The organism is Pelagibius sp., assembly GCF_028281305.1.
GTDB lineage: Bacteria > Pseudomonadota > Alphaproteobacteria > Kiloniellales > Kiloniellaceae > Pelagibius.
Map to the genome: position 1 here is coordinate 23,759 of NZ_JANQKD010000043.1, position 14,397 is coordinate 38,155.

Genomic DNA, 14,397 nt, shown 5'->3' on the forward strand with positions numbered 1-14,397 from the left:
GACTTCGGTCCGGGCCGGACCCGTAGCCTTCAAGCGACAAAGCTCAACCCGGTCAATAGCTTAAGGTGGGAGGTTGGACAAACGACCCGCATCGGAAACTCGTTACGGCTGCTTCCTTCCGGACCTGACCGGGTTGGCGAGCGATACGTCCGCAGCCAACCTCCCACCGTCAATATCGAGCATCGCGGGCGGGAGGGCAAGGCCCACGGATGGCTTTCGGCAGGCGCCCGAAAGCCCCGGCGGAGCCCCGCATCTAGGCCTTGATCGGGATCCAGATTTCCAACCCGCCATCCCCGGTTTCGGGATCGAAGTCCTTGTCGTAGCGCTCAAAATCCGGTGCATCGGCCATCTCATAGCCGGATCCGGGGAGCCATTTGTTCCAGATCGTGTTCACCGTCCGGCGGATCGTCGAGATATGATCGCGGTGGGCGAAGACGGCATAGCGCTGCGGGGCAATGCGCAGGCGGGCGAAGTCGGCCGGCAGTTCGTCGAAGTCCGCTACCTCGACCCCGCAGATGTAATCGAAGTTGCCGGCCCCGTCGCTGTTGCAGGAGACCCCATAGGCCACCTGGCCGATCTGGCTCGGCAGTTGGCTCGCACAGGCGTTGAAGCGCTGCCACTGTGCCGGAATGCCCTTGCTGGATTCCCAGTCATAGCGCGCGCCGAGGCCGGCCACGAGTAGGGCCCGGCCGTCCTCGAAGCGGGCCGGCTCCAAACCCTCGATAAAGTCCTCATCCATTTTCAATGGCTCCACCAGTTCGAGCGTGTTGAGACTGCGCCGTGCGCGAAGCTGCTCCGGCGTAAGCCCGAAGTGCTCGCGAAAGGCGCGCGTGAAGGCTTCGTGCGAACCGTAGCCGGCATCGAGGGCGACCGCCAGGATGTCGGGCGCCCCCTCCGCCAGGCACCGGGCCGCCTCCGCCAGCCGGCGCCCCCGGCGGTAGCGGGCGAGCGACCAGCCGGTGGCCAGGCTGAAGGCCCGTGACATCTGGAAACGAGAGACCCCGGCGACCGCCGCAATCTCGTCGAGGGAGATGTCTTCGGCCAGTTGGGTTTCGATGAACCAGATGGCCTTGCTCACGGGGTTGGTCACATCCGTCGCTCTGCATCCACAAGAAACCGGGGCAAGCTATAGCGGCTGTGGCGCGGGCGCGCTTGATCGCGGTTGCGGCCCCTCCGCGTGCTGCCGCTTCAGTTTACTGGCGTTCCAACGTGATGAGGGAGCCATCGCGGGCGGGGAAGGTGACGCGGGCGATGCCGCAGTCGGCGTCGTACCAGACGTCGCGCTCGATCTCGCCGGTGAGCCGGAAATGGCGGGCCTGGCGCGGCCGGCCGGCAACTTCCACCGCCTCCTCGCCGACCAGCCTTGTATTCACGACTTTGGTACGCCCGTCGATGGTGCCGAAGAGCACCTGGGTCTTCGGCGTGTCGCGGTGCCAGAGGCTGGCGGGCACGACAAAGCCGGAGACGTCGAAACCAACGTCGTTGACGGTGCCGCGCAGGGCGCCGTCGCTGCGCAGGGACTGCACCCGCCAGAGACGACCGTCGTCGTCGGTGGCCGAGGTGAGGGCCTGCAGCCAGCCGTCGCGCCAGACCTCCTCGGCGCGGTGGGTGAAGCGGAACAGCGTGACGCCGAGCACACCGACCGAAATGTCGATGGCGACCTCGACGATGAAGTCGCCGTCGCGGCGCGAAAAGTCGAAGCGGTGTTCGCCGATCACCGAGCCGTGGCGCAGCACCAGGAAGCGCCAGGCCTTGTCCTGCGGCACCAGGTCGGCGGCAGCAGCACCGAACGGCCGGCCCGCCCCGAGCAGGCCCGCAGCGGCCAGCGCGGAAGCGCCGCCAAGGCGCAGCGCCCGGCGCCGGTTGATGTCGGCGCACACAGCCCGTTCGGACGCAGTCGTGTTTGAACCGGTCATACGGCTGCCAGCCTGACCCAAGGGCGCCGGCGGTTCAAGGCGCAGCCTGTACGCCCCGCAGGATGCCGGGATCACGCTTCGGTGACCGAAAGGGCGATTGCCACGAGCCCATTGCCACGAGTCTAAAGCCCGGGCAAGCTGGCCCCATCATGTCCCCACGCAAGTCTCCCGCGCCGAACTTCTACGCCGGCGTCCCCCTCGACAGGATCGACCAGCGCCGCGCCGATGCGACCTTCATCGACCGGCTGGTCAGCGATCCGGACTGCATTATCGTGCCGGTCTGGCGCAACAAGCACCTGATCGCCGCCGAGGCCGAGGCGGTCTGGCTGCGCCGGCGCGACGCGGGGCATCTGGTGGCGGTGGCGCGCGAGCACATGTTCCTCGGGCTGCGCAGCGACGTGCCCTATCTGGCCGTCGACCTCTCCCACCTGGAGACGCCGGAGGACGACCCGGTGCTGGCGCGGCAGGGCGCCTTTCAGGACCTGCGCGCCGTCGGCCCGGTCATGAACCGCTGCGACTCCGCCATCCTGGCCTATGCCCGCGGCCTCGTGCACTGGCATGCCCGCCACGGCTTCTGCGGGGTCTGCGGCAGCCCCACGGTCAGCGAGAAGGCCGGCCACCAGCGCCGCTGCACCAACCCCGCCTGCGGCGCCGTTCATTTCCCGCGCACCGACCCGGCGGTCATCATGCTGGTGCACGACGGCGGCGAACGCTGCGTCCTGGGCCGCCAGCCCATCTGGCCGCCGGGGATGCACTCCACTCTGGCCGGCTTCGTCGAGCCCGGCGAGAGCCTGGAGGAGGCGGTCGCCCGCGAGATCCTGGAGGAGGTCAACCTGCCGGTCGCCGTCGAGGACGTGGTCTACCACTCCTCCCAGCCCTGGCCCTTCCCGTCCTCCATCATGCTGGGCTTCTACGCCCGCGCCGACTTCGGCCCGCTGGATACCGCGGAGGACGAACTGGAGAGCGCGGCCTGGTACACCCGCGACCAACTGCGCGCCTCGCCGGAGGACGAGACCTTCAAGCTGCCGCGTCCTGATTCCATCGCCCGGCGCCTGGTGAACGATTGGCTGGCGGAGGGTTAGCTGGAGTGTCGGCTTGCGCCGGCGCGGTTCGAGCCCACTGCCTTGGCGCGCACCCCCGCGGGCTCAGACGGGGAGGCCGGGTCAGGCGATGACCCAATCGGTAATGCAGGGCTACTTTATGAGCTCAATAGAGCCATCGGATTTCATTTCGGCTCTTGTTTCGTCGATGTCTGAGTTCTCGAAGTTCTCCGGGTATCGCCACGCCTGCAACTCATAGAGTATCCTTGGATCGTCGACTGGAAAGCTGATGCTTGTGTTGTCGTCGACAGTGTACTCCTGGATGAACTGATCACTGCTCTCGAGAATGACCCGTCGGCCATAGATATCATCCGTTCTGGCCACATGGAAATTCGCCGAGCTGCCGACACCAGACCAGTCTTTTCCGTCAATCTTGACTACCCAGAACTCGTAAATGCCGGAAGGAAGGCGCTCGCGATGGAAGTTTATGATGTCGTGATTGATGCCTCTCGCCTTGATCCAAAAGGCATTGATGTAGCGATCTGATTCAATCCAGGGATCGACCCAAATCTGTACGCCCCATTCATCGACCAGCTTCCGGTGAATGCCTTCTTTTCCAGACTCCCTGAACGTTAAGACCCCTTCCTCGATGAGCCAGATCGAGGCAAGCTGGAGATGCTTTTGCGCTTTGTTTCTGTAGTACTCATCATCTAGAGCGCCGGCTTCTGCAGAAGCCGGCACGATCGCAACTAAGGCCAAAGCCAGGATAGTTGCCGCTTTATTCATACTACTCGCCGTTGGTGCGGCCGCGGAAGGCATCGGCGGGATAGACGCCGAGGATCTTCACCTCGCGGGAGAAGAAGCTGAGTTCCTCCAGCGCCAGGCGCACCATGCGGTCGTCCGGATGGCCCTCGATATCGGCGTAGAACTGGGCCACCGTGAAGCTGCCGTCGATGATGTAGCTTTCCAGCTTGGTGATGTTGATGCCGTTGGTGGCGAAACCGCCGAGAGCCTTGTAGAGGGCGGCGGGGACCGAGCGGACGCGGAAGACGAAGGTGGTGATGACCAGCCCGTTGTGCATCGGCGGGTCGATCGGCTCCTCCGCCATGATCAGGAAGCGGGTGGTGTTGTGGTCGGTGTCCTGGACGTCGCCGGCCAGGATCTGCAGGTCGTAGATCTCGGCCGCCAATCTGGAGGCCAGGGCGGCGCGGGTGGGATCGCCCAGCTCGGCCACCTCCGCCGCCGCGCCGGCGGTATCGGCGTGAGAGACCGGCATCAGCCCCTCGCGCCGGGTGAAGTGGCGGCACTGGGACAGCGCCTGGACATGGCTGTGGACCGTCTTCACCTGGTCGCGCGTCGTGTTCTTGGGCGCCAGAAGCTGATGCTCCACCCGCTGGAAGTGCTCGCCGACGATGTGCAGGCCGGATTCCGGCAGCAGGTGGTGGATGTCGGCGACCCGCCCGGCGCTGGAATTCTCGATGGGGATCATGGCCAGCCGCGCCCGCCCGTCGCGTACGGCGGCAAAGGTGTCCTCGAAGGAAACGCAGGACAGCGTCGTCATCTCCGGAAACACGGCCCGGCAGGCCATGTCCGAATAGGCACCGGGAACGCCCTGAAAGGCGATCGTGTTCTGCGACGCCGCCGCTGCGGGGGCCTCCACCATGGACTTCAAACCTTCTTTCGTGTTGGGCCAGACATTCGTGTTGGATAGGGCGCGCGGGACCGCCGCCCGAGAGACTGACTTTCTAAGCGGCCCTTATCCCCCGGTTGGCGCGAGAAGGGCCCGCGCCCGGGCCAAATCGGCGGGAGTATCGACGCCGAGCGGCAGGGTGTCAACGCGGGCCACATCCAGGCGCAGCCCCGCTTCCAGGGCCCTGAGCTGCTCCAGCCGCTCGCGCTGTTCGAGGGGCGAGGGCGGCAGCGCAACGAACTGCGCCAGGGCCTCGCGCCGATAGCTGTAGATGCCGATGTGGTGGTAGAGCGGCTGAGCCACAGCGGCTTCTTTGGGATCAAAATCCCAGAGATCGTAGGGCACCGGGGCACGGCTGAAGTAGAGCGCCCGGGCCAGCTCGGCGCCCTCGGCAAAGCTGACGGCGGCCTTCACGACGTTGGGGTTGCGGCGCTCCTCGGGATCGCGGATCTCGACCACCAGGCTGCCGATGTCCACGGCAGGGTCGGCCAGGGCGCGCAGGACCGCCTGCACCAATGCCGGCTCCACCGTCGGCAGGTCACCCTGAAGATTGACCACGGCGTCGTGGCGGCCTTCCGGGTCGATGGCCTGCAGCGCCTCGAAGATGCGGTCGGAGCCGCTGGGGTGATCGGGGCGCGTCAGCACCGCCCGGCCGCCCGCCGCTTCGACCGCCGCGGCGATTGCCGGCTCGGCGCAGGCCACCGCCACCGGCCCCACCTCGGCCTCCATCGCGCGGCGCCAGACGTGGACGATCATGGGCTCGCCGTGGAGATCGGCCAGGGGCTTGTCCGGCAGGCGCACCGAGGCCAGCCGGGCCGGAATCAGGACGATGGGGTTGCGCGGCGCGCTCGGCACGGACGAGGACTCGGAGACCATGGGGTGTATGCGGGTTTCTGAAAGGCGAGAGTTCGGGGCTGACGGATTCGCGGCCTGCGCGATGCCCGCGCAGGAACCGCCGGTGGCGGGACCGCGGGAGGAGCCTGTCCGCCTTCGCCTGCTATGAAAAGGCTTTTTTCACGCCCCTTTTGTATACCTGCGGCGCCATAACGCGGCGCGAACTATTGAATGCCCGGATTTGCACGGCTATTGTCCGGCCCGGAACAGAGGGAAAGCAAGGGTTTGTCCATGGCTTCTTCGTTGGAATCGAACAAGATTGCCGCCGCGCTGCTGACCGCCGGCGTTATCGCCATGTTCTCCGGATTCGCCGCAGAACTTCTCTACCATCCCGAGCAGTTGGAGGAGAACGTCTACACGGTGGCCGGAGCGGAGGGCGACGCCCCGGCGGCCGAGGTCGCCGAGGCACCCCCGGCGCTGGAGCCCATCGGACCGCTGCTGGCCTCCGCCGACCCCGCCGCTGGCGAGAGCGTGGCCCGGAAGTGCACCGCCTGCCACAGCTTCGACGAGGGCGGCCCCACCAAGGTCGGCCCCAACCTCTACGACATCGTCAACCGCCAGATCACCAGCTACGAAGGCTATTCGTTTTCCGATGCCTTGCTGGAGAAAGCCGATCAGGTCTGGGACTACGAGAACCTGAACGGCTTCCTGCACCGGCCGCGCGACTGGGCGCCGGGCACCAAGATGTCCTTCGCCGGCCTGCGCAGCGAGCAGGAGCGTGCCGACATCATCGCCTACATGCGTGGGCTGAGCGGTAGTCCGGCACCCCTGCCCCAGTGAGCTTTGGCCCAGTGAGCTTTGGCCCAATAAGCTTTGCAAATCCAGTCTGACCGAGCGGCCCGCCGGGGATAGCCTGACGGACCGCTTTTCAGTTCTTCAGCGGAGACTTGGGTCCATGGGCCAATCCCCCGAAGCCTGTCCTGAGGCCTTTATCGAGCAGGCCGGGGCGATGGCCGACGCAGCCCGGACCGTCGCCCGACAGTACTTCCGCCAGGGCCTGGCCATCGAAGACAAGGCCGACGAAAGCCCGGTGACCCGCGCCGACCGCGAGGCGGAAGCGGTCATGCGGGAGATCATCGCCACGGCCTTTCCGGACCATGGGATCGTCGGCGAAGAGTACGGCACCGAGAACCCGGAGGCCGAGTTCGTCTGGGTGCTGGACCCCATCGACGGCACCAAGCGCTTCATCACCGGCAACCCGCTCTTCGGCAGCCTGATCGCCCTGTTGCGCCACAAGCAGCCGATCCTCGGCGTCATCGACATGCCTGTTCTGGAAGAGCGCTGGCTGGGCGCCGCCGGGCGACCCACGGTCTTCAGCGACCGCCAGGGCCAGCGCGAGGCGCGGGTCCGGCCCTGCCCAGACCTCCAAGCGGCCACCATCCTCTCCACCGCGCCGGAGATGTTCCAGGGCGCCAACGAGCCCGCGTTCCACCGCCTGCGCGCAGCCGCCAAGCTGACCCTCTACGGCGGCGACTGCTTCAACTACGGCCTTCTGGCCAGCGGCTTTGCCGACATCGTCATCGAAGCCGACCTGGCCCCCTACGACTATCTGGCCCATGCCCCCGTCATCATCGGGGCCGGCGGCCTGATGACCGACTGGCAGGGCGGCGCCCTGACGCTGAACTCGGACGGCCGGGTGCTCTGTGCCGGCGACAAAGCCTGCCACGCCGCGGCGGTTTCCCTGCTCGCCCCAGCCTGATAGGCGCTGATAGGCGGGCCGGTTACGACATTTTGTTGCTGCGGCGCGATGAATTCGCCGTAACAATAGGGCGAGGACGCTTGTTTCGAGAGGATTCGGCGCCCAATTCGGTCTAAAGTCGAATTCGAGAACAGGGACAAAAGCTTGAGCCACAACAAGCCAACGCAGAGTTTCTTGCCGGCCGCGTGCATCGCTTGGCCACGCCGCCCGCGCAGCGATTGTGGAAAGGGACAAAGGAATGACTGACAGTCTCCGTCTTCCATGGCGCCGGGCCGCCATGGCTCTCGGCCTTGCCGGGCTCATCCCCTTCTCCGCCGCCGCCGACGAACACATCACCAAGTCCTGGGCCATCGCGGAGTTCGGCGAACCGCTCTACGACGAGACTATCGAGCATTGGCCCTATGCCAACCCTGATGCGCCGAAAGGCGGCACCATTACGCTGGGCGCCTTCGGCACGTTCGATACCTTCAATCCCTACATTCTAAAGGGTGAGTTTCCCGGCTCCATCGGGCTGATTTACGACAGCCTCATGGAAGGCTCTGCCGACGAGCTGGTGAGCGCCTACGGGGTCATTGCCGAGAGCGTCGAGTATCCGGAAGACAAGAGCTGGGCAATCTTCAACATCCGCCCGGAAGCCCGTTTTCACGACGGTGTGCCGATTACGGCTGCCGATTTCAAATTCACCTTCGACACCATCCGCGAGCATGGCCGCCCATTCCTGAAGTCGTTCTACGACGATGTCGAAAGCGCGGAAGTTCTCTCCGACCACCGCATCCGCTTCAACTTTCGCACCCGGAATTCCATGAAGCCGATCACGATCGTGGCCGGCACCTCCCCGCAGCCGCGCCACTATTGGGAAACGCGCGATATCTCCAGGACCACCCTGGAGCCGCCGCTGGGCTCCGGCCCTTACCGGATCAAAAGCGCCGAGCCCGGGCGCACCATCGTCTACGAGCGGGTGGAGGACTACTGGGCCGCGGACCTCCCCGTGAACCGCGGGCGCAACAACTTCGACATCATCCGCTACGAGTACTACCGCGATCAGACGGTGCAGTTCGAGGCCTTCAAGGCCGGCAAGATCGATTACCGCAGCGAAGGGGAAGTCAAACGCTGGTTCACCGGTTACGACATTCCCCAGGTGAACAACGGGCAGATCGTCAAGGTCGAGAAGCCGAACAACAACCCGCGTGGCATCGGCGCCTTTTTCATCAACAACAGGCGGGACAAGTTCAAGGACAAGCGGGTCCGCGAAGCGATCGTCAACCTCTATGACTTCGAGGCGATCCAGCGCACCCTGCTGTACGGCCAATACAGGCGCATCAAGAGCTATTTCCCCAACTCCGATTTCGGCGTTTCCGGACCGCCGACGCCGGAGGAAATTGCGATCCTGGAGCCCTACCGCGATCAATTGCCGCCCGAAGTTCTGAGCGAGACATTCGAGCCGCCGAAGAGCGACGGCAGCGGGCGCAACCGCCAGAACCTGCGCCGGGCGCTTGCCCTCTTCAAGGAAGCGGGATGGGAGCTGCGCGACAACCGGCTGGTGAACGCCGAAAGCGGCGAACAGTTCCAGCTCCAGATCATCACCGCCTCGCCGCCGACCCTGCGGATGGCCGAACCCTTCGTTCAGTCCATGCGCCGCGCCGGCATCGACGCCTCCATCCGGCTGGTCGATCCCGCACAATGGCGGGTCATCGGCGACGACTTCGACTTCGACCTGAGCACCGGGCGCCTCAACTTCTTCCCACCGCCGGGAACGGAGCTGCGATCCTATTTCGGTTCAGAGGCTGCCGGCCTGCGCGGATCGGCAAACTCCATGGGGATCAAGAACCCGGTTGCCGACGAGCTGATCGAGCAGATCATCAATGCCGAGGATCTGGAAACCCTGAAGGCAACCACCCGCGCCCTCGACAGGGTCCTGCTTTGGAACCACTACCTGGTCCCGGTCTACTATCCGGACAAGCACTGGTTCGCCTATTGGGACAAGTTCGGCATGCCTGAGAAATCAGGCCGTTACAGTGCGGGCTTCTCCAGCACCTGGTGGTACGATGAGGCGCGCGCTGCGAAGCTCACGAACTGACCGGCGGCGTTCCGTGCCGCCCCTCGCGAAGAGCCTGCAGCCTCTATGCTAGCCTACATCGTCAGGCGGCTGTTTCTCATCATCCCGACGCTGCTCGGGATCATGATCATCAACTTCGTGATCGTGCAGCTGGCGCCCGGGGGACCGGTCGAGCAGTTGATCGCTGAGTTGAGCGGCGAGGCGGTGGGCGCGACCGAGCGCTTCTCCGGCGGCGGCGCCGACGTCAATCAGCAGACGCAGCCAAGCGGCGGCGCGGCGGGGGACAGGGGTTCCAACACGACCTATCGCGGCGCCCAGGGCCTCGATCCGGAAGTCATCAAGGAGATCGAGCGCATGTTCGGCTTCGACAAGCCGATGCACGAGCGCTTCCTGCTGATGATGGGCAACTACATCCAGTTCGATTTCGGCGAGAGCTACTTCCGCGACCGGCGGGTTGTCGACCTGGTCATCGAAAAGATGCCGGTGTCCATTTCGCTCGGCCTCTGGACGACACTGCTGGTCTACCTCATCTCGATTCCGCTGGGCATTGCCAAGGCAACCCGCGACGGCAGCCGCTTCGACGTCTGGACCAGCGGCGTGGTGATTGTCGGCTATGCGGTGCCGTCGTTCATTTTCGCGGTCCTGCTGATCGTCGTCTTCTCCGGCGGACGCTATCTCGACTGGTTCCCCCTGCGCGGCCTGACCTCCGACAACTTCGACGATCTTGGGCGGGTGGAGCAGGCGCTCGACTATCTCTGGCACATCACGCTGCCGGTCCTGGCCCTGGTGATCGGCGGTTTCGCCACCCTCACGATGCTGACCAAGAATTCCTTCCTCGACCAGATCGGCCAGCAGTACGTGCTGACCGCCCGCGCCAAGGGGCTGACCGAGCGGCGCGTGCTCTACGGCCACGTCTTCCGGAATGCCATGCTGATCGTGATCGCCGGCTTCCCGGGCGCCTTCGTCTCCATTCTCTTTACCGGCGCTCTGCTGATCGAGGTGATTTTCTCCCTCGACGGTCTCGGCCTTCTGGGCTTCGAGGCGGCCCTCAGCCGCGACTATCCGGTCATGTTCGCAACCCTCTACTTCTTCACCCTGCTGGGCCTCCTCATGCAGCTTGTCGGCGACATCACCTACACCATCGTCGACCCGCGGATCGATTTCGAAAGCCGGGAGACCTGATGTGACCACCCCGGCAGCAGCGGCGAAGACCGGCGAGGGACGCTTTCTGGGCTTTCGGATTTCGCAGATAAACCGGCGGCGCATCGGAAACTTCCGTGCCAACAAGCGCGGCTACTGGGCGACCCTGATCCTGGTACCGATTTTCATCCTCTCGCTGTTCGCAGAACTGATCGCCAACGACCGCCCGCTCTTTATCTGGTTCGACGGCAAGCCCCACTTTCCGGTTTTCTTCACCTACGCCGAGACCGTCTTCGGCGGCGAGTTCGAACTGGAAACCGACTACAAGGATCCCTTTGTCGTCGAGCTGATCGAGGAGAAGGGATGGATCGTGAACCCGCCGATCCCCTTCTCCTACAACACCATCGACTTCGACCTTGCCGACCCCGCACCGACGGCCCCGGACAGCCGGCACTGGCTGGGCACCGACGACCAGGCCCGCGACGTCGTCGCCCGGGTCATCTACGGCTTTCGCATCTCCGTGCTCTTCGGCCTGGCATTGACGATCATATCCTCGGTCATCGGCGTCATGGCCGGGGCCGTGCAGGGCTATTTCGGCGGCTGGACGGACCTGCTGTTTCAGCGCTTCATCGAAATCTGGTCGGGCCTGCCGATCCTCTACCTGCTCATCATCATGGCAAGCGTCATCACACCGGGGTTCTTTCCCCTGCTGATCCTGATGCTGCTGTTTTCCTGGATGGGCCTTGTGGGCGTGGTGCGCGCCGAGTTCCTGCGCGCGCGCAACTTCGACTATGTCCGCGCGGCAAGAGCCCTCGGTGCCTCCAACATCACCATCATGTACCGCCACGTGCTGCCCAACGCCATGGTTGCGACCATCACCTTCATGCCCTTCATCCTTTCGGGATCGGTCACGACCTTGACGGCATTGGACTTCCTGGGTTTCGGCCTGCCCCCGGGCTCGCCCTCGCTCGGCGAGCTGCTGGCCCAGGGAAAGGCCAACCTGCAGGCGCCCTGGCTGGCCCTCACCGGTTTCGTGGTGATCGCCATCATGCTCAGCCTCCTCGTCTTCATCGGCGAGGCCGTGCGCGACGCCTTTGACCCGCGCAAGCTCTTCACCGGCCCGTCGGTGGCCGAGGACACGCTGTCCGAGACGCTGGACGCCTCACGACCCGCCGCCGCGAGGGGAGACGACTGATGGAACCCCTGCTGCAGGTGAGCAATCTCTCCGTGCGCTTCCAGATGCCGGGCGCGCCGGTCGACGCCGTGAAGAACGTCAGCTTCGAGATCGGCAAGGGCGAGACCCTGGCGCTGGTGGGCGAGAGCGGCTCCGGCAAGTCGGTCTCCGCGCTTTCGGTGCTGCAACTGCTGCCCTACCCGCTGGCCCGCCATCCCGCCGGCAGTTCCGTCCGCTTCAAGGGGCAGGAACTGATCGGGGCAGACGAGAAGACCCTGCGCGAGGTGCGCGGCGACCAGGTCTCGATGATCTTCCAGGAGCCCATGACCTCCCTCAATCCGCTGCACACGGTGGAAAAGCAGATCCGCGAGACGCTGATCCTGCACAAGGGGATGACCAAGGACGAAGCGCGCCAGCGCACGCTTGAGCTTCTGAAGATGGTCGGCATCCCCGATGCCGTGAAACGCCTCTCGGCCTATCCGCACGAGCTTTCCGGCGGCCAGCGCCAGCGCGTGATGATCGCCATGGCTCTCGCCAACGAGCCGGACCTGCTGATCGCCGACGAGCCGACCACGGCCCTGGACGTCACCATCCAGGCGCAGATCCTGAAACTGCTGAAGGAGCTGCAGAGCGAACTTGGCATGGCGATGCTGATGATCACCCACGACCTGGGCATCGTGCGCAAGATGGCCGACCGGGTCTGCGTGATGACCCAGGGCGAGATCGTCGAACAGGGCGACGAGGAGGCGATCTTCGAGAACCCGCAGCATCCCTATACCCAGCGCCTGCTGGCGGCCGAGCCCAAGGGTGCCCCCATCGAGGCCGCCGCCGACGCGCCGGAGGTGATCCGCGGCGACGACGTGAAGGTCTACTTCCCGATCAAGAAGGGCGTGCTGAAGCGCACTGTGGACTACGTGCGCGCCGTCGACGGCATCTCGGTTTCGGTGCGTGAGGGCCACACCGTCGGCGTGGTGGGGGAAAGCGGCTCCGGCAAGACCACCCTGGGCCTCGCGCTGCTGCGCCTGCTGTCTTCCGAAGGCGCGATCCAATTTAACGGCCAGACCATCCAGGGCCTGGGCTCCAAGGACCTGCGGCCCCTGCGGCGCTCCATGCAGATCGTCTTTCAGGACCCCTACGGCTCGCTCAGCCCGCGCCTCTCCATCGGCCAGATCGTCGCCGAAGGCCTGAAGATCCACGGCATGGGCGAGAGCGAGGATGCGCGCGAGGCGATGATTATCGGCGCACTGGAGGAGGTCGGCCTGGACCCGGAGAGCCGCCACCGCTACCCCCACGAGTTCTCCGGCGGCCAGCGCCAGCGCATCGCCATCGCCCGCGCCATGGTGCTGAAGCCGCGTTTCGTGGTGCTGGACGAGCCGACCTCGGCGCTGGACATGTCGGTGCAGGCGCAGATCGTCGATCTGCTGCGCGATCTGCAGCAGCGCCACAACCTGGCCTACCTCTTCATCAGCCACGACCTGAAGGTCGTCCGCGCCCTGGCCGACGAGGTTATCGTCATGCGCAATGGCCGGGTGGTCGAGCAGGGCGATGCCGGACAGATCTTCGATGCCCCGCAGGAGGCCTACACCCAGGCGCTGATGAAGGCGGCATTTGAACTGGAAGCCGTCGAGGGGGTTGTGGCAACCTGAGGGCCCATTCCTTCCCTTTCCTGGATCACCGTGGCCCTTCTCATCAAGACCGATATCGATCGCGGCACCGCCTGGGCCGAAGCGCTGGCGGGCGCCTATCCCGAGCTTGACGTCCACACCTGGCCCTACGAGGGCGACCCGGCGGCCATTCACTACGCCCTGGTCTGGCAGCCGCCGGAGGGGGAGCTGAAGGGCTATCCGAACCTGAAGGCGATCTTTTCCATCGGTGCCGGCATCGACCACCTGGCAAGCGACCCGGACCTGCCGGAGGGCGTGCCGGTGGTGCGCATGGTCGAGCCGGGGCTGACCGCCGGCATGTCGGAGTACGTGGCCTATGCCGTGCTCGGCCACCACCGCTTCATGCTGGACTACGCCCGCCAGCGCGCCGAAAAGCTCTGGCGCGAAATCCCGCAGATCGCCGCCGGCGCCCGTCAGGTCGGCATGCTGGGCATGGGCGTGCTGGGCCGCGATGCGCTGGAGAAGCTGATGCCCTTCGGCTTCAAGCTGGCCGGCTGGAGCCGCACGCCCAAGAGCATCACCGGCATTTCCTGCTATCACGGAGAGGAGGGCCTGCGGGAGTTCCTGGCCGAGACCGATATCCTGGTCTGCCTGCTGCCGCTGACGCCGGAGACCGAGGGCATTCTCTGCCGCGAGACCTTCGATCAACTGCCCGAGGGCGCGGCCGTGGTGAGCGTCGGGCGCGGTGGCCACCTGGTGGAGGACGACCTCCTGGCCGCCCTGGACAGCGGCCGGCTGAGCGGCGCCACGCTGGACGTCTTCCGCAAGGAGCCGCTGCCCAAGAAGCACCCCTTCTGGGCGCACCCCAGGATCTTCATCACCCCGCACATCGCCAGCATGACCCTTCCGGAAAGCGCCTGCCAGGCCGTGGTGGCGAACATCCACCGCTTGGAAGCCGGTGAGCCGCTGCGCCACGTCGTCGATATGGAGCGCGGGTACTGACGCTTTCCGTCAGGGTCGCAGGACCATCTGGGATGACGGCGAGTGAGACGGATAGGTCGTCACCCCCCTCCCGACCTCCCCCCATCAAAGGGGGGAGGGGCGAAGTTTAGCCGCCCGGAGAAGATCCCCCTCCCCCTTGATGGGGGAGGGTTGGGGTGGGGGTGAGCAACCGCTCCGCCAGC

General features: G+C 65.5%; 13 protein-coding genes and 1 other RNA gene. 8 read left to right on the forward strand and 6 right to left on the reverse strand.

The features are described 5' to 3' along the window. Positions 1–65: 65 nt before the first annotated feature. The 3 genes from ffs to Q0982_RS10000 form a co-directional block, all read right to left on the reverse strand. Positions 66–164: signal recognition particle sRNA small type (gene ffs / locus Q0982_RS09990), an RNA gene on the reverse strand. Positions 165–253: 89 nt separating this feature from the next. After that, positions 254–1,078 (reverse strand): AraC family transcriptional regulator, encoded by an 825-nt coding sequence (locus Q0982_RS09995; RefSeq protein WP_299394858.1) that lies wholly within the window; start codon positions 1,076–1,078, stop codon positions 254–256. A 115-nt stretch (positions 1,079–1,193) separates the two neighbouring features. Next, positions 1,194–1,916 (reverse strand): DUF6134 family protein, encoded by a 723-nt coding sequence (locus Q0982_RS10000; protein ID WP_299394861.1) that lies wholly within the window; start codon positions 1,914–1,916, stop codon positions 1,194–1,196. 149 nt (positions 1,917–2,065) lie between these two features. On the opposite strand from Q0982_RS10000, the gene nudC reads away from it, so the two are divergent. Then, the gene (gene nudC, locus Q0982_RS10005) at positions 2,066–2,998 is read left to right on the forward strand and encodes an NAD(+) diphosphatase (RefSeq protein WP_299394864.1); all 933 of its coding nucleotides are present in this window, start codon (positions 2,066–2,068) and stop codon (positions 2,996–2,998) included. Positions 2,999–3,109: 111 nt separating this feature from the next. Here nudC and Q0982_RS10010 read toward each other — a convergent pair whose 3' ends face one another. The 3 genes from Q0982_RS10010 to Q0982_RS10020 all read right to left on the reverse strand — a co-directional run bounded on the left by Q0982_RS10010 (position 3,110) and on the right by Q0982_RS10020 (position 5,522). Continuing rightward, positions 3,110–3,742 carry a hypothetical protein gene (locus tag Q0982_RS10010; protein ID WP_299394866.1) on the reverse strand — a complete coding sequence of 211 codons (633 nt, stop codon included), beginning with the start codon at positions 3,740–3,742 and terminating at the stop codon, positions 3,110–3,112. Position 3,743: 1 nt separating this feature from the next. Next, positions 3,744–4,619 (reverse strand): prephenate dehydratase, encoded by an 876-nt coding sequence (locus Q0982_RS10015; RefSeq protein ID WP_299394869.1) that lies wholly within the window; start codon positions 4,617–4,619, stop codon positions 3,744–3,746. A 93-nt stretch (positions 4,620–4,712) separates the two neighbouring features. Next, entirely contained in the window at positions 4,713–5,522 is an 810-nt protein-coding gene (locus tag Q0982_RS10020) for a 3-deoxy-manno-octulosonate cytidylyltransferase (protein ID WP_299394871.1), read from the reverse strand. A gap of 249 nt (positions 5,523–5,771) precedes the next feature. Between Q0982_RS10020 and Q0982_RS10025 the strand changes: the two genes are divergently transcribed. The 7 genes from Q0982_RS10025 to Q0982_RS10055 all read left to right on the forward strand — a co-directional run bounded on the left by Q0982_RS10025 (position 5,772) and on the right by Q0982_RS10055 (position 14,215). After that, a complete protein-coding gene (locus Q0982_RS10025) occupies positions 5,772–6,320 on the forward strand; it encodes a cytochrome c family protein (RefSeq protein ID WP_299394874.1) in 549 nt (182 codons plus the stop codon). Between the two features lie 115 nt (positions 6,321–6,435). Beyond that, the gene (hisN, locus tag Q0982_RS10030; RefSeq protein ID WP_299394877.1) at positions 6,436–7,239 is read left to right on the forward strand and encodes a histidinol-phosphatase; all 804 of its coding nucleotides are present in this window, start codon (positions 6,436–6,438) and stop codon (positions 7,237–7,239) included. Positions 7,240–7,477: 238 nt separating this feature from the next. After that, the gene (locus Q0982_RS10035; protein ID WP_299394879.1) at positions 7,478–9,316 is read left to right on the forward strand and encodes an extracellular solute-binding protein; all 1,839 of its coding nucleotides are present in this window, start codon (positions 7,478–7,480) and stop codon (positions 9,314–9,316) included. A gap of 45 nt (positions 9,317–9,361) precedes the next feature. Continuing rightward, positions 9,362–10,477 carry a microcin C ABC transporter permease YejB gene (locus Q0982_RS10040; protein ID WP_299394882.1) on the forward strand — a complete coding sequence of 372 codons (1,116 nt, stop codon included), beginning with the start codon at positions 9,362–9,364 and terminating at the stop codon, positions 10,475–10,477. 1 nt (position 10,478) lies between these two features. Further along, positions 10,479–11,630: an ABC transporter permease gene (locus Q0982_RS10045; RefSeq protein ID WP_322096996.1), complete on the forward strand. Its 1,152-nt coding sequence runs from the start codon at positions 10,479–10,481 to the stop codon at positions 11,628–11,630. Further along, positions 11,630–13,255, forward strand: a complete 1,626-nt coding sequence (locus tag Q0982_RS10050) for an ABC transporter ATP-binding protein (protein WP_299394884.1) — start codon at positions 11,630–11,632, stop codon at positions 13,253–13,255. The genes Q0982_RS10045 and Q0982_RS10050 overlap by 1 nt, the downstream gene beginning before the upstream one ends. A 30-nt stretch (positions 13,256–13,285) precedes the next feature. Continuing rightward, on the forward strand, positions 13,286–14,215 hold the full coding sequence (locus Q0982_RS10055; protein ID WP_299394887.1) for a glyoxylate/hydroxypyruvate reductase A: 930 nt from the start codon (positions 13,286–13,288) through the stop codon (positions 14,213–14,215). The last annotated feature ends 182 nt before the right edge of the window (positions 14,216–14,397 follow it).